This is a genomic window from Caballeronia insecticola (assembly GCF_000402035.1).
Classification (GTDB): domain Bacteria; phylum Pseudomonadota; class Gammaproteobacteria; order Burkholderiales; family Burkholderiaceae; genus Caballeronia; species Caballeronia insecticola.
In genome coordinates this window covers 1,987,134-2,000,896 of sequence record NC_021287.1, presented here as the reverse complement: position 1 = coordinate 2,000,896, position 13,763 = coordinate 1,987,134, and the positions used below count along the sequence as shown (strand labels likewise).

The 13,763-nt window shown below is 63.6% G+C and carries 14 protein-coding genes and 2 tRNA genes; 9 read left to right on the top strand and 7 right to left on the bottom strand.

The features are described 5' to 3' along the window. Window positions 1-64: 64 nt before the first annotated feature. From BRPE64_RS09230 to BRPE64_RS33655, 3 genes are all read left to right on the top strand, one after another. Window positions 65-141: transfer RNA gene (locus BRPE64_RS09230), tRNA-Pro, on the top strand. Window positions 142-223: 82 nt separating this feature from the next. Then, window positions 224-403 carry a hypothetical protein gene (locus tag BRPE64_RS09225; RefSeq protein ID WP_016345823.1) on the top strand — a complete coding sequence of 60 codons (180 nt, stop codon included), beginning with the start codon at window positions 224-226 and terminating at the stop codon, window positions 401-403. A 169-nt stretch (window positions 404-572) separates the two neighbouring features. Then, window positions 573-725 (top strand): hypothetical protein, encoded by a 153-nt coding sequence (locus tag BRPE64_RS33655; RefSeq protein ID WP_016345822.1) that lies wholly within the window; start codon window positions 573-575, stop codon window positions 723-725. 26 nt (window positions 726-751) lie between these two features. Here BRPE64_RS33655 and BRPE64_RS09220 read toward each other — a convergent pair whose 3' ends face one another. The 3 genes from BRPE64_RS09220 to BRPE64_RS09210 all read right to left on the bottom strand — a co-directional run bounded on the left by BRPE64_RS09220 (window position 752) and on the right by BRPE64_RS09210 (window position 2,811). After that, the gene (locus tag BRPE64_RS09220) at window positions 752-1,072 is read right to left on the bottom strand and encodes a hypothetical protein (protein WP_051180332.1); all 321 of its coding nucleotides are present in this window, start codon (window positions 1,070-1,072) and stop codon (window positions 752-754) included. A gap of 27 nt (window positions 1,073-1,099) precedes the next feature. Then, window positions 1,100-1,780 carry a peptidoglycan DD-metalloendopeptidase family protein gene (locus BRPE64_RS09215; RefSeq protein ID WP_044041448.1) on the bottom strand — a complete coding sequence of 227 codons (681 nt, stop codon included), beginning with the start codon at window positions 1,778-1,780 and terminating at the stop codon, window positions 1,100-1,102. A 128-nt stretch (window positions 1,781-1,908) separates the two neighbouring features. Further along, a complete protein-coding gene (locus BRPE64_RS09210) occupies window positions 1,909-2,811 on the bottom strand; it encodes an aldose epimerase family protein (RefSeq protein ID WP_016345819.1) in 903 nt (300 codons plus the stop codon). A gap of 568 nt (window positions 2,812-3,379) precedes the next feature. Here BRPE64_RS09210 and BRPE64_RS09205 point away from each other — a divergent pair. Together BRPE64_RS09205 and BRPE64_RS09200 are read left to right on the top strand one after the other, a co-directional pair. Next, window positions 3,380-4,210 carry an undecaprenyl-diphosphate phosphatase gene (locus BRPE64_RS09205; RefSeq protein WP_016345817.1) on the top strand — a complete coding sequence of 277 codons (831 nt, stop codon included), beginning with the start codon at window positions 3,380-3,382 and terminating at the stop codon, window positions 4,208-4,210. Window positions 4,211-4,301: 91 nt separating this feature from the next. Beyond that, window positions 4,302-4,378 (top strand) — tRNA-Arg (locus BRPE64_RS09200). A 93-nt stretch (window positions 4,379-4,471) separates the two neighbouring features. Here BRPE64_RS09200 and BRPE64_RS09195 read toward each other — a convergent pair. Beyond that, window positions 4,472-5,257: a hypothetical protein gene (locus tag BRPE64_RS09195; RefSeq protein ID WP_016345816.1), complete on the bottom strand. Its 786-nt coding sequence runs from the start codon at window positions 5,255-5,257 to the stop codon at window positions 4,472-4,474. Window positions 5,258-6,159: 902 nt separating this feature from the next. Here BRPE64_RS09195 and BRPE64_RS09190 point away from each other — a divergent pair. After that, on the top strand, window positions 6,160-6,615 hold the full coding sequence (locus tag BRPE64_RS09190; protein WP_044041445.1) for a response regulator: 456 nt from the start codon (window positions 6,160-6,162) through the stop codon (window positions 6,613-6,615). On the opposite strand, the gene BRPE64_RS09185 is transcribed toward BRPE64_RS09190, so the two are convergent. Together BRPE64_RS09185 and BRPE64_RS09180 are read right to left on the bottom strand one after the other, a co-directional pair. Further along, on the bottom strand, window positions 6,515-7,828 hold the full coding sequence (locus tag BRPE64_RS09185) for a cyanate transporter (protein ID WP_016345814.1): 1,314 nt from the start codon (window positions 7,826-7,828) through the stop codon (window positions 6,515-6,517). The two genes, BRPE64_RS09190 and BRPE64_RS09185, sit on opposite strands and share 101 nt — an antisense overlap. Further along, window positions 7,825-9,033, bottom strand: a complete 1,209-nt coding sequence (locus BRPE64_RS09180; RefSeq protein WP_016345813.1) for an amidohydrolase family protein — start codon at window positions 9,031-9,033, stop codon at window positions 7,825-7,827. The genes BRPE64_RS09185 and BRPE64_RS09180 overlap by 4 nt, the downstream gene beginning before the upstream one ends. Before the next feature lie 185 nt (window positions 9,034-9,218). Between BRPE64_RS09180 and BRPE64_RS09175 the strand changes: the two genes are divergently transcribed. After that, window positions 9,219-9,920 carry a GntR family transcriptional regulator gene (locus tag BRPE64_RS09175; RefSeq protein ID WP_051180399.1) on the top strand — a complete coding sequence of 234 codons (702 nt, stop codon included), beginning with the start codon at window positions 9,219-9,221 and terminating at the stop codon, window positions 9,918-9,920. A 96-nt stretch (window positions 9,921-10,016) separates the two neighbouring features. Here BRPE64_RS09175 and BRPE64_RS09170 read toward each other — a convergent pair whose 3' ends face one another. Then, on the bottom strand, window positions 10,017-11,579 hold the full coding sequence (locus tag BRPE64_RS09170) for an acid phosphatase (RefSeq protein WP_016345811.1): 1,563 nt from the start codon (window positions 11,577-11,579) through the stop codon (window positions 10,017-10,019). Window positions 11,580-11,827: 248 nt separating this feature from the next. On the opposite strand from BRPE64_RS09170, the gene BRPE64_RS09165 reads away from it, so the two are divergent. Both BRPE64_RS09165 and BRPE64_RS09160 read left to right on the top strand, forming a co-directional pair. After that, entirely contained in the window at window positions 11,828-13,165 is a 1,338-nt protein-coding gene (locus BRPE64_RS09165; protein WP_044041444.1) for a cytochrome-c peroxidase, read from the top strand. Window positions 13,166-13,347: 182 nt separating this feature from the next. Beyond that, window positions 13,348-13,746 carry an RT0821/Lpp0805 family surface protein gene (locus tag BRPE64_RS09160; RefSeq protein WP_044041442.1) on the top strand — a complete coding sequence of 133 codons (399 nt, stop codon included), beginning with the start codon at window positions 13,348-13,350 and terminating at the stop codon, window positions 13,744-13,746. The last annotated feature ends 17 nt before the right edge of the window (window positions 13,747-13,763 follow it).

Here is a 13,763-nt window from a genome sequence, read left to right as displayed (position 1 = left end):
GTGTCGATGACTGCGCATCAGACGTTGCGGGCGCGCATCAGGCACGCTACAATTCGCGGCTCGGCGGAGCGTAGCGCAGCCTGGTAGCGCATCTGATTTGGGATCAGAGGGTCGAAGGTTCGAATCCTTTCGCTCCGACCACCATACACGAAGGGGTTACAAGTTTCGGCTTGTAACCCCTTTGTCATTCGTCTGTCCGAATTTGACGCTAACCGGGAGCTTTATGCCGCGTATCGTTCTCACCATCCTCTGTGCCGCGTTCGCGCTCGGCCTCACCGCTTGCGCCGATTCTTCCGCTCAGAAGCATCCGCCGCAAGACCCGCCGGACTACAAGGGCGTGCCGACCGACATGACCCCGCCATCGATGATCGACGAGCCGACGCAGCCGGCGCAGCCGAAGTGAAATCGTAGACGGATCGACAATCCGCGCGCGCCACGCAATGTGGCGAGCGTGTGGTATCAAACGAAGCGGGATCGGAAAGGGTTACCCGTCGCACAATTCAGAAAAGTCATTTGAGCGAAATATTTGCATCGGATATATCATCTAGCAAATTGTTTCAAGTTGTATCGCTATGAATCTTTTCTGGGTATTCGCCGCCGTCGCGCCGCTTGCTTTTGCATCGCTCATTGCGTTTGCGGCGCATATCGATCCGCTCTCCGGCCACTGGCGTGCGCCGGGCGACAAACATCGCGACTCGCACATGACGAGCGCGCAAGACGGCTGACAAGACGGGGAGACGCCCGCCAGGCGTCATTGCTTGCAGCGGATCACCATCGAGCGGTTTTTGATGTTCGCCCCGAAAATGCCGCCCACCGAGCCGCCGGCCGTCGCGCCGTTGTCGGCATCCTTCGACACCACGTCGTAGCCGTAAGCCCCACAGGTTTCGCCCGCCTGCTTGTAACAGGCCGCCCACGTCGTGCTCGCGTCGCTGCCGCTGCAGTTGATCGCGAAACCCGTGTCGCCGGAGGGCAGGTAGGTCATCGTCGTGGTCTGTGCGCATCCGGCGAGCGAGCCCGCCAGAACCAGCGCCGCGCCGATCGCGGCCGTGTTCATCCTCTTCGTCAATCTCATCAATCTTCCCTGTAACGTCCGCCGGCTTCAGCGCGGCGGCAGATAGCGCGCCGGGTCCGCCGAGCGGCCCATGTAACGCACTTCGAAATGCAGCATTGTGCGATCGCTGTCGGTATCGCCCATTTCGGCGATTTTCTGGCCCTGCTGCACCGTCTGGCCTTCCTTCACCAGCAGCACGCGGTTGTGCGCGTAGGCGGTCAGATAATCGTCGTCGTGCTTGACGATCAGCATGTTGCCGTAGCCGCGCAGGCCATTGCCCGCATAAACGACATTGCCGGTTGCAGCGGCGACGACGGGCGTGCCCGCCGCGTTGGCGATGTCGATGCCCTTCGAGTTCTTGCCGTCGAAGCTGCGGATCACGCTGCCCTGCGCCGGCCAGACGAGCGACACGCCCGGCCCGGCCTTGGCTTGCGCGCTGGCATCGCTCCGGGATGAACCGGCGCTTGCCGCACCCGACGATTCCGTCGCCGTCGCGCTGCCGGCCGGCGGGGTGACGCGCAGCACTTGCCCGACCTCGATGGCATCGGGATTCGCGAGCGTATTCCAGCGCTTGATATTCGCCACCGTGGTGCGGTTGTCGCGCGCGATCTTACCTACGGTGTCGCCGCGCTCCACGCGGTAGAAGCCCGGTGCGACCGGGCCAGAGCCACATGCAGCCAGCACCGCAATAAGCGATGCGCAGACGAACCGTCGAATTCCTTTATGCAAACCTGACCTCGCAAAGCGTCGCCACGCGGAGCAGGCATCTGGCCGCGCGGCGGATCAATCGAAAGTCAGAATTTTACCGTCTCGGGTTTCCCCGGACAGAAAGGCGCCCCGAACGAGCGCCGCGCGCCTTATCCGGCAGGCGTGACGACGAGCCTGAGCGACGCCGTTTCCGTCTTGCCGGGCGCGAGCCAGCGCAGCCCGCGACCGTTGTGGATGGCGTCGGGCAGACCGATCCAGGGCTCGACGCAATAAAAGTCGGACGTGTCGGATTCGGTCCACGTCGTGACTGCGTACCAGGGCACCGAATCGGGCTGCTGGAGTTCGAAGCTGACGGTGCGGCCGAGTCCCGGCAAATTCAGCAGCACCGGCTCGTCCGACTGTCGCGTGAGGCAATGAAACGTATCGACGATGCTGTTATCCGCCAGCGAATAACGCGGCAAACCGGGCTCGGCCTCGCTGATCGAGCCGTCGGGCAACTGGCGACGTCGCTCGGTGCGCGGCAGCTCGACGCTGCTCTCGCCGCGCTGGCCGTGCGGCAGATGAAAGTAGAAGTGATGCCCGGCGTAGTAGGGCAGCGCGACCTCGCCCGGATTCGACGTCGTGAGTTCGACTTCGAGCGTGTGCGCATCGACGATGCGGTAGGCCGCCTCGAAGCGAAACGCGAACGGATAGCCGTCGCGGGTGGCGTCGCTGTCGACGAGGGTCATGCGCAGGCCGTGGCCGTCGGCGTCGCGCGTGCAGGAAAACGGCAGATCGCGCGCGAAGCCGTGCGTCGGCAGCGCGTGCACGGTGCCGTCGGGGTCGCGCCATCGGCCGATTTCGCCGTCGACAAAATGGCGCCCGAGGAACGGAAAGAGCAGCGGATTGCCGCCGCGGATTTTTGCGGGATTGGACCAGTCGGGCGCGTCGGGCCAGCGGATGACCGGCTCGCCGCCGACGCGCCAGGTCATGAGCCGGCCGCCCGCGTGCGGCGCGAGCAGGATCGCGGCGCCGTCGCGCTCGATTTCGATGACGTCTGTTTCCGCTGACATGATGGCCGTGCGCTCCGTTGAATGACCGAAGCCGCGCGGGACTGGCGCGGCTTGCAACCCGAGAATTCTGCCTGAAATTTTCTACGGAAAAACCCTTTGCGGGAAATTGCGAGTGAGCAAAAGTCATGCGATATGTTGTTATACGTCCCTATGTTAGGAATCAGACGGACAAGGAGCGATCATGGATCTGGCGATGGCAATGGGCGTCGCGATGTTCGGCCTCTTCGGCGCGAGCACGGCAATTTTTCTCTTCAAGCTGAAGGGCTGAGCGGTATTCGCCGTCTTTGAGCTCGCTATAGGGCGTGCACGCAATGTGCACGCGATTTCTTTCGAAATGCCCAATTGCAACTTTCTATAACAATCGTTCAGCCGACGATTAACTGTCGGTGCAATTTGGGAATGGTTAACGCTTGGCGCTCGATTTAGCGACCGGCATAATCGGTCCCGTTTGCGCGCCGTACTCTCTTTCCTTCCCGGCTCATCTTCCCCGATCGCCTCGCCCGGCTTTGCGCGACGCGCGGGAGGAATTTCACGGCGCGTCCTTCCCATCCTTAAAAAGGACCGACGCGTGACTCTGTGGTTTCTCGTATTTCTGAGCGTGCTCCAGGGCGTGACCGAACTTTTTCCGGTCAGCAGTCTTGGCCATACCTTGCTCGTTCCCGGCCTGATCGGCATGCACATCGACAAGCACGCGCCGCAATTGCTGCCGTTTCTCGTCGCGCTGCATCTTGGCACCGCCATCGCGCTGCTCTGGTATTTCCGTGAGCGCTGGATCGCGTTGATCCGCGGCTTCTTCGCGTCGCTCGGCGGCCGCCGTAACGACGACGGTCACATGATGTGGGCGCTCATCATCGGCACGATTCCGACGGGTATCGTCGGCTTGTTGCTGGAAAAGCGGCTCGAGGCGCTCTTTCACGATCTGCGGATCGTGGCGGCGGCGTTGATCGTCAACGGCGTGCTGCTGTGGTTCGGCGATCGCCTGCAAAAGAATCGCGCGATGCAGGCGCCCGACAAGCTCACGTTCAAGCAGGCGTTTCTGGTGGGGCTTGCGCAGATCGGCGCGCTGATTCCGGGCTTTTCGCGCAGCGGCCTGACGATGATCGCGGGCGTCGGCGCGGGACTCACGGCGGAGGCGGCGGCCGAGTTTTCGTTTCTGCTCGGCACGCCGATCATCTTCGCGGCGGGCGTGCTCGAACTGCCGAAGCTGTTTCACGCACCCGGACAATTGTTCGATGCGGTGCTGGGCGGCGTGCTGACGGGCATCGCGGCGTATCTGAGCGTGCGTTTCCTGATGCGCTATTTCGAAGGTCACGGCAAGCTCGCAGCGTTCGGCGTGTATTGCGTGATCGCAGGCATTTTCTTCTTCGGCTGGTTCATGATGCATCCGCAGCCGCTGTGACGAACACGGTCGCGCGGCGCGGCGGATGAGGTAAAATCGCGGTCTCTTCAGATCGGCGGTTTTGCAACTGCATTCGCCGCGCTCCGGTCATCCGCCCTTAGCTCAGCTGGATAGAGCAACGGCCTTCTAAGCCGTAGGTCACACGTTCGAGTCGTGTAGGGCGGGCCAGATGGTTTCTTCGCGTTGAGTTAAGCCCGGTCATTTGACTGGGCTTTTTGCTTTGCGCGGCTCGTATTGGCACTGTGCAGGCACATTCATGCTTTACGGATACATAGCTTGTGTCAGTTCATACGGTGCGAAGAACCAATGGCCGATCTCATTCCAAAGATTCCGGTCGGTATCGTAAAGTTGGTTGATCGTACAGACCGTCGTTGTCGCCCGGTTGCTGCACGTCGCGGCATTGAACCAGGCCTGGACGCTCTCAGCCCAATACTCGTTACGGTCCGAAGCCGCGTAGGAATCTTGCTGGTAACCGTTTGCCTTTGCAGCAGCGAAAAGACTGCTCAGGCGACTGCTCGCCCCTGAGTCACGATAGACAATGCCCGCATCGAAGACGGTATGTGCGAACTCGTGAATGCAGATTGACTCGTCAGGGTATCTGTCGAGCGGGTAGCCGGCGTGCATCAGGTTTGCTTCGCTGCAACTCACATAGGGCAGAGCCGGTGTCCAACCTACGCCTTGCGCTCTCTCGTTCCAGGTGGAACCCAAAATAGGATTTGTTTTGTCGAGGTTGACATATTCCGGAAGCGTAGTCATTCCCTTGGACTTGGGGATGATGAGAACGCCTTTAACATTTCGCACCATTGCCTGTCGGGTCGACGCATCTTTTTTCATCATCGTATTCACGATGTACTGCATCTTGAGGATTGCCTGATCGTCGACCTCGGCAGCGGCGACGATCGGAATGCCACTCGCGTCAATGTATTTCTTATAGTAATTTTTATCGAACGAGAGATTGCTCGGAACCGCGGTGATTGATGCCGAATGAGCGGTCGAGGACAGAAGGATAATGAGTATCGACAATGCAGCTATTTGAACGAATTTCATATTGCTGAGGTTTTCCAGTGCCTATGCAGGCATGCGGCGCAAGTGGCCTTGGAAGAGACGGAGCGCGGCGGGAGAAGTCGACGAAACGCAGGGTGGCTTAAGGGCCGCACCCCTGGGACACGGCCCTCATCGCTTACTTGTACCACCAGCCTATGACCGACGCGGAGGCTCCGGTGGATGCAGCCAACGGGGCAATGAAGAGCGCCGCCATGACGATGCCGCGCAGAATCTTCTTGAACTTTTGCATGTTGTGCTCCTCAACGACGATTCGCTTGATTGCGAATGTCTGAATGTAGGCTAACAACTGGCTTGTTCACGAGTCGAGACGAAGATTCCTAAACTCGCTTGTATCGTTGCCGCCGATGACAAAGAGCAGATGCTGGCGTGGCGGGAGAGGCTGAAGACATGGGGCGGGTAAGCTCAAGCTGCACACGTGCTTGGCGGGCCTCGCTCTTTGGGCGTGGTGATTAAGACGCTGCACAAACGCTCTGAGTCAGACGACAGACGATGCGTAGTTCATACGTTCGAGTCGTGTAGAACGGGGCAGATATGTTTTTCGCGTAAATCCCGGTCCTTTCCCAAGGCTGTGCCGGATTGCGTCGAAAAGGCAAACCGGCGGAAGCCAACGATCAGTACGCCAAATCAAAAAAATCGCCCGACCGATCGATCTTTCACGCCACTCCCATCCCCCTGGCCCGCTTCCTGCCCCTCCCTCCAACCACACCCCGACGCCCCGCGCGGCCGCTCCCCGCAATCCCGCGCCCCGCAACGCATCGGAAAAATTAACCATCTCGTACACGCATGCGTGCCGCCCGTTTGCGGTGCGTCCGTGCTCCATCGTGGCGCGCGATGCGCCACGGCGGTGACCCCGCGCGCGTTCGTATCGTCGGAAGAGGGATGACTTGAACAATCGAGCATACGAAACCAGCCCGGCCCAATGCTCGCTCTGGAACCGCAAGCGCGCGCGCCTGCAACCCGAGGCGCGGCGCGTGCTGCTCGCGTTGCCGGAGCGTGTGCTCGGTGCATCGCTCGCGTCATTGTTCGAACTGAAGGGCTTTCCCGCACAACTCGCGGTCGATGCGCCCTCGGTCCGGAACCTGATCGGCGAGTGGCGTCCGCACGTGCTATTCCTCGACACGCGCATCGCCGGCTGCGGCAACTACGCGCTGGTTGGCGAACTGCGCGAAGAGGAGGACGACGCGGGCCGCCTCATCATCGCGATGAGCGGCTTTCTGCCCGAAGAGCCGATCGCGCTGCTCAGGGAAGCCGGCTACGACGGTCACTGCCGCCGACCGTGTCCCGTGTGGCAAATGACCGATCTGCTCGACGAATTTTTCGCGTGCCACGCGGTCCGCTGAGCGCATCCGACGCGGCGGGGCGCAGACGCATCGCGCGCGCATAGGTTTTCGGGGCGAACGCGACATTGAGCGCGATCATCGCGACGAGGCTCGCAGCGAGCATCATCCACGACATCGAAAAGCCGCCGCTCACGTCGCGCACGATGCCCGCAACGACCGGCGCCACCGCCGCGATGACAAATCCCACGCCCTGCACGAAGGCGACGAGGCGCGCGGCGAGCGCGTGATCGTCGGCGTGATCGAGCGTCAGCACGAGCGTGAGCGCGAATACGCCGCCCAGGCCGCCGCCGAGCAGCGCGACCGCCGCGATGGGCGCAGCGAGCGGCGCGCCGAGCAGCAGCGCGAAGCCGCCCAGTTGCGCGACGAGACCGAGCGCGAGCCACGGACGCCGATCCTTGTCGCGTCCAAAATGCGACGCCGCCGTCGGCAGCAGCAGCGCGGACGCCGCCTGAAAAACCGTGAGCATCGCGAGCAGCGCGCCGCTGTCGCTCACGCTGCGGCCGAGTTGCTGATAGTAGGCCGGCAGCCACGCGACCAGACTCGTATAGCCGCCATTGACCAGCCCGAAGAAGATGCCGAGCGACCACGCGCGGCGGTTGAGGAACAGCGACGGCGCGGGCGTCGCGCGTCGTGCGGACGGCGCGTGCGGCAAGGCATCGGCGCGCATCAACATCAGCCAGACGGCCAGCGCGACGAGCGCGGGCAACGCCCAGAACGCGAGCCCCGCCTGCCACGACGCGCGCGCCGCCACGCCCGGCGTGACGCTCGCGCCGAGCCCGCCGCCCGCCATGATCGATGCGGAATAGAGGCCCATCGCGACCGGCAAGCGCGCGGCGAAGCGCGTCTTCATGACGCCCGGCAACAGCGCCTGAATGACGGCGACGCCCGTGCCCGCCACCGCCGCGCTCGCGATGAGCGTCGCCGCGTCGCCCGCGAACAGCCGGCCCGCGCAGGCCGCGACGATCGCCATGAGCCCGAGCGCCACGCCGCGCGCATCGCCGATCGACCGCGACAGCGCGCTCGCGCCGAACGCGCACACGCCCATCGCGACGACGGGCAGCCCGGTCAGCAACGACGCGCCGCGAAACGACAGCCCCGTCGCGGACAAGATCACGCTCATGAGCGGGCTGATCGACGTGAGCAGCGGCCGCAGATTCAGCCCGATCGCGACGATCACCGCGAGCCACACGAGCTTCGATGCGCGCGCTTTCATCGCGTGAAGTCCGCGGCGATCGGCGTGCCGTTCGCCATCACGAAGCGGCGCGGCGGCCGCATGGCGACAGCCTGCGCGACCGTTTCCGCCTCGACGAGCACGAGGTCCGCACGCATGCCCGGCGCGAGCCCGTACTGCGCGAAACCGCAGGCGCGCGCGGCTTCGCTCGACACGCAGTCGAACGCGGTGGCGAGATCGTCGTCGCGGCGCAGGTCGTAGCGCATCGCGATGAGCATCGCGCGTTCGAGCATGTCGGGCGAACCGAAGGGCGTCCATGCATCGCGGATGCCGTCGTTGCCGCCGAACAGCGTGACGCCCGCCGCGCGCGCCTCGCGAAACGGCGGCACGCTCACCGATGCGGGCGCGGTCGTCAGCAACGCAACATTCAGCCGCGCGATGCGTTCGAGCAGCGCGCCGCGCCGCGCATCCGGCAGCGCGCCGAGACAGAACGCGTGGCTCACGACGACGTGCCCCGCGAACCCGTGCGCCTCGACGCGATCGAGCAGCAGATCGAAGGTGAACGCGCCGAGTTCGCCGGGCTCGTGCAGATGAATGTCGATGGGCTTGCCGTGCTTCGTCGCGAGCGCGAACGTGATGTCGAGCGAGGCTGCCGGATCGCCGTCGATGGCGGCGGGGTCGAGCGCGCCGAGCACATCGGCGCCATTGGTGCCGTTGGTGCCATTGGCGAGCGCGGCGTCGAGCAACTCGCGCGTGCCGGGCCGCTTCATGACGCCCGATTGCGGGAACGCGACGATCTGCATATCCAGCACATCGGCGAGCGCCGCGCGTGTGGACGCGACGCCTTCGAGATGGCGCAGGCCCGCATCGGAATCGATATCGACGTGCGTGCGCAGGCGCGTCGTGCCCGCGCGCAGAAAAGCGAGCGCGAGCGCACGCGACGCCTGCGCGGCATCGTGACCGCTTGCCGCGCGCCAGCGCCGCTCGTTCTCGATGCGATCGGTCAGGCGCGGCCCCACCGCGTTGCGATACCACGGCATGCCCCACGTGGTTTTGTCGAGATGCGTGTGTCCTTCGACGAAGCCCGGCAGCAGCAGCCCGAGCGCGCCGTCGATGACGCTATCGCCCGGCGCGGGCTGGCGCTCGCCGTGCGGCAGAATCGCGTCGATGGTCGTGCCCGCGATGCGCACATCCACCGGCGCGCCTCCGAACAGTCGTGCGTTGACGATCCATGTCGATGTTTTCATGCGCTCCGGCCCTCCTGTTTTTGCACTTTTGGTTGACCATTTTAGCAATTTTTGGTCAACCACAAATACGCGCGGCGTGATAACCCAAATTCGAACCCGAATTTGCGCCGCCGCGTACACGGCGTATCGGCTCATCGGCGGATGCACTCGTTACAATGCGGATCAACGCAAGCACGACAGGCATCATGGCATCAAGCAAGGACATTCTGACCACCGGCATCCCGCCCGACGAACGCGTCTACGCGGCGATCACCTCGGCGCTTCTGCACGGCAAGCTCGCGCCCGGCGCGCAACTCGTCGAGCGTGAACTCGCCGCCGCCTTCGACTGTACGCGCGGCACGATCCGCAAGGTGCTGGCGCGCCTCGGGGCGGAAGGCAAGCTCACGCTGGAGGCCAATCGCGGGGCATTCGTGCCGTCGCCGACGGTTGCGGACATTCGCGAGGTCTATCGCGCGCGGCAAGTGGTGGAGGCGGGCATCGTCGCGGCACAGTGCGGCGCGTTGACGACGCAGGCAAAGCGCGTCCTGCGCGCGCATATCAAGGCCGAGCAGCGTGCGGTGAAGGCGGGCAGCGTGGAGGAATGCGTGCGCCTCGCGGGGCACTTCCATGTGCTGCTCGCGGAGCTGGCAAACGCGCCGGAGGTGCTGGCATTTCTCGCCAAGCTGGTCGCGAAGACGGAGCTTTATAAGGCGTTGTTCGATCCGTCGAAGCTGTCGAACTGCGCATCCGACGAACACGGCCGTCTCGTCGATGCACTCGAAGCCGGCGACCTCGACACTGCGCTCGCGACCATGCGCTCCCATCTGGACGAACTCGAAGCGCGCGTGCTCGCGCAGGCGAGCGGGGCGCGCACGAGCGATCTCGCGACGCTGTTCGCGGGCGCGTGAAGCGTCGTCGCAACTAGGTACAAACCGAACGCAAAACGGGCCGCGGCATGAAAACCGCGGCCCGTCTCATTTCACCGTCTTCGAAACGCGCGACGCTTATTGATTGAAGTTGAGCGCGTTGGTCAGATCGCCCATCGCCTTGTTGCCGTTGGCGACGAGACCGGCGTCACGCGAGGCCAAGCCCGGCAGCGTCGGCAGGTTGTAGCGCTTCGTGATGAAACGCAGGATCGACGTGGTGTCGTATTGCGTGTGATCGACGAAACCCTTCTTCGCATACGGCGAAATGATGAGCGCCGGAATGCGCGTGCCCGGACCCCAGCGGTCGCCCTTCGGCGGCGCGACGTGATCCCAGAAGCCGCCGTTTTCGTCGTAAGTCACGACGACGACCATGTTCTTCCACTGCGGGCTGTTCTGCAGATGGGAAATCAGGTCGGCGATGTGCTGATCGCCCGATGCGACATCCGTATAACCGGCGTGCTCGTTCAGGTTGCCCTGCGGCTTGTAGAACGAGACTTGCGGCAGCGTGCCCGCGTCGATCGCCTTGATGAACTCCGAGCCGTTCGTGCCGCCGTCCAGCAGATGCTGCGCGCGATTGGCCGTGCCCGGCGCGAGATCGGCGAAGTAGTTGAACGGCTGATGATGCGTCTGGAAATCCGGCGCCACGTTGGTCGCACCGTTGATGACCGAACGGTTGGCCAGTGCCGCGCCCCACGAGCCGCCGTACCACGCCCACGTCACGCCCGCGTTGTTCAGCAGGTCGCCGATGTGCTGCTGCGTCTGCGGCGGCAGCGTCGTGGCCACGCTCGGATCGGCGAGGGTCGCGTCGCCGCCTGTCGCCGGCGGATTGCCGCTCGGCTGATACGGCGGCTGCATCGTGTTGACGGCGTAGAAGTCAGGCGTGAGATTGCCCGAGTTCACGAACTTCGGGATGCCCGTCAACGCCGAAGCCGGCGAATTCGACGCCACCGTGAGCGAGACGCCGTCCGCATTCACGGCCGAAATCGAGCCCTTCGCGACGCTCGTGTTCGCGTTCGGATAAACCGGCGTACACGCGCAGACGAGCCATTGGTGGTTCAGGAACGAGCCGCCGAACGCGCTCATGAAGAAGTTGTCCGCGAGCGTGTATTGCTGCGCGATCTTGTAGAGCGGCAGCTTGTCCGGCGGCGTGTCGTAGTGACCCATCACGAGACCGCCGGAGTCGGCCCACGCGGCGAACTTGTCGTTCTTGCCGCCGTCGATCTGCATCTGGTTCTCGTAGAAGCGGTGATACAGGTCGCGCGTCGTGACGTTGAGCTGCGTGTTGAAGCCGTTGGGATCGTCGATCGCGAACGGCGAGTTCGGCAGGTTCGCCGTCATCGCCTCGGTGATCGCGGGCGTCACACCCGTCGCCGTCAGGCCGGTCCAGATTTTCGGCAGCGTCGCGAGCACGCTGCCGTCGCGGTCGAGCTGTTGCGCATTCGCGGCCGTTACGTTCTGCAGGCCGTTCGCGCCGGGGAAGTGCCCGTACAGGTTATCGAAGCTGCGGTTTTCCGCATAAATCACGACGACGTTCTTCACAGAAGAGATGTCGTTGTCGTGATGGTCGTCGCCGCCGCATGCGTAGAGGCCGAATGCAACAGTCGCCGCGAGCGGCACCGCGCAAACGAGTTTCTTGTTCATTGAGATTCTCTCTTGTGTTGGGGACCGGCGCATGACTCGGGCTGCGTCGTCGAAAAGCCTTTGCCCGCCGGCGTGCGCAGTGTGGCAATTCACTTTGACGCGGCCATGTAATAAGGCTTTCGGATGCGTAATGTTCGCTGAATAAATTGCGTGCTGCGGCCGCGATGCGATGTGCGCGGGGCTTGTCACATGAAAGACACACGCGCGACATACGCTTCGGCATCTTTCAATTCCGATGCCGCCCGTTTATGTCTTCGATGCGTCTGCTGTCCGTTCCCCGTTCTTTGACGCTCGCGGCTTTGCTTGCAGCGTTTATCGTGCCTTTAAGCGGCTGCGATTCACACGCGGCGAGCACGACAAAGCCGGGTACGCAGAGCGCACCGCAAGGCCAGTCGCGCGCCGAGGTCTTCGCGCATGTGAAGCAGATGTCGGCGCTCGGCGAAAAGCTGTTTTTCGATCCGTCGCTGTCGGGTTCGGGCAAGCTCGCGTGCGCGTCGTGCCATAGCCCGAGCCACGCGTTCGGGCCGCCCAATGCGCTGTCGGTGCAGTTGGGCGGCAGCGACATGCATCAGCCCGGCTTTCGCGCCGTGCCGTCGCTCGAATATCTGCAATCGGTGCCGGCGTTCACGCGGCATTTTCACGATTCCGACGACGAAGGCGACGAGAGCGTCGATGCCGGTCCGACCGGCGGCCTGACATGGGACGGCCGCGTCGATCACGGCTCGGACCAGGCGCGCATTCCGTTGTTGTCGTCGTTCGAAATGGGCAGCACGCCCGCGAAGGTGGCGGCGGCGGTGAAGGCATCGCCGTATGCGGACGATTTCCGCAAGGCGTTCGGCGCGACCGTGTTCGACGACGAAGGCCGTGCCTTCGCCGCGGTGCTCGAATCGCTCGAAGCCTTCGAGCAGACGCCGCAGAAGTTCTATCCGTACACGAGCAAGTTCGATGCATTCCTCGCCGGCCGCGCGAAGCTCAACGACGCCGAGATGCATGGCCTGCAACTCTTCAACGACGAGACCAAGGGCAACTGCGCGTCGTGCCATATCAGCCAGCGCGCGAAGGACGGCTCGCCGCCGCAGTTCAGCGACTTCGGCCTGATCGCGCTCGGCGTGCCGCGCAACCGCGCGCTGCCGATCAATCAGAATCCGAACTTTCACGATCTCGGCGCGTGCGGCCCCGAGCGGCACGATCTGAAGGGCGAGAGCGAATTCTGCGGCATCTTCCGCACGCCGTCGCTGCGCAATGTCGCGACGCGCAAGACCTTCTTCCATAACGGCATCTATCACAAGCTCGACGATGTCGTGCGCTTCTACGTCGAGCGCGACACGAACCCGGAGAAGTTCTATCCGGTGTCGAAGAAGGGCGTCGTGCAGAAATTCGACGATCTGCCGAAGCGCTACTGGGACAACATCAACACGGATCCGCCGTTCGACCGCAAGAAGGGCGACAAGCCCGCGCTCGACGAGGCCGAAATCAAGGACGTCGTCGCGTTTCTGGGCACGCTCACCGACGGCTACGATCCGTCGAAGGATCGGGACGCGCAAAAAGGCACCGGCATCAACGAGATGAAGTCCGTCGCCAACTGATCACGCATCGCCAAGCGCGTGAGGGCGCGCCGGCGCCGAAAGCCTTGCGTCATGCTATCCTCGTTGCGGCCCGCTCAGGCGGGACGAGCTTGTTGAATCGCCGTTGCCGCCCGGCTTGCATATGCGCGTGCGCGTGTGCACAGATGCCGGTGGCCATACTCATCCGCAACGAGGAGCACCCCATGCCGATCCAACATCGAGCGTACGCTCGCGCCTCTTTTCTGACGATGGCAGCGGCCGCGCTCATCGTCGCGAGCGCGCAGGCGGAAGCTGCCAATCTGGGCTTCCTGAACAACACGCCGATCACCTACATGAAGCAGCGCGACCTGCAGGCGCTCAACAACGCCGCCCAGATCGCGCTCAATACGAAGCAGGACGGCGAATCCCTCGACTGGGACAACAAGGGCGCGGGCAACTCGGTGCCGATCAACGGCACGGTGACGCCGCAAAGCACCTTCGACGAAGGCGGGGTCAAGTGCCGCAAGGTCATGCTCGTCGCGCACGCGAAGGGCCAGACGCAAACCTGGACGCCGACAGCGTGCAAGGCGAGCGACGGCAAGTGGAAGCTCAAGAAGCAGTGATGAACGGGGAACGCCAT

What these genes read in the sequence shown, in the direction of transcription:
- BRPE64_RS09225 (WP_016345823.1), top strand. Translation starts at nt 224, where the DNA reads ATGCCGCGTATCGTTCTCACCATCCTCTGTGCCGCGTTCGCGCTCGGC.
- BRPE64_RS33655 (WP_016345822.1), top strand. Translation starts at nt 573, where the DNA reads ATGAATCTTTTCTGGGTATTCGCCGCCGTCGCGCCGCTTGCTTTTGCA.
- BRPE64_RS09220 (WP_051180332.1), bottom strand. Translation starts at nt 1,072, where the DNA reads ATGAGATTGACGAAGAGGATGAACACGGCCGCGATCGGCGCGGCGCTG.
- BRPE64_RS09210 (WP_016345819.1), bottom strand. Translation starts at nt 2,811, where the DNA reads ATGTCAGCGGAAACAGACGTCATCGAAATCGAGCGCGACGGCGCCGCG.
- BRPE64_RS09195 (WP_016345816.1), bottom strand. Translation starts at nt 5,257, where the DNA reads ATGAAATTCGTTCAAATAGCTGCATTGTCGATACTCATTATCCTTCTG.
- BRPE64_RS09185 (WP_016345814.1), bottom strand. Translation starts at nt 7,828, where the DNA reads ATGAAAGCGCGCGCATCGAAGCTCGTGTGGCTCGCGGTGATCGTCGCG.
- BRPE64_RS09180 (WP_016345813.1), bottom strand. Translation starts at nt 9,033, where the DNA reads ATGAAAACATCGACATGGATCGTCAACGCACGACTGTTCGGAGGCGCG.
- BRPE64_RS09175 (WP_051180399.1), top strand. Translation starts at nt 9,219, where the DNA reads ATGGCATCAAGCAAGGACATTCTGACCACCGGCATCCCGCCCGACGAA.
- BRPE64_RS09170 (WP_016345811.1), bottom strand. Translation starts at nt 11,579, where the DNA reads ATGAACAAGAAACTCGTTTGCGCGGTGCCGCTCGCGGCGACTGTTGCA.
- BRPE64_RS09165 (WP_044041444.1), top strand. Translation starts at nt 11,828, where the DNA reads ATGTCTTCGATGCGTCTGCTGTCCGTTCCCCGTTCTTTGACGCTCGCG.
- BRPE64_RS09160 (WP_044041442.1), top strand. Translation starts at nt 13,348, where the DNA reads ATGCCGATCCAACATCGAGCGTACGCTCGCGCCTCTTTTCTGACGATG.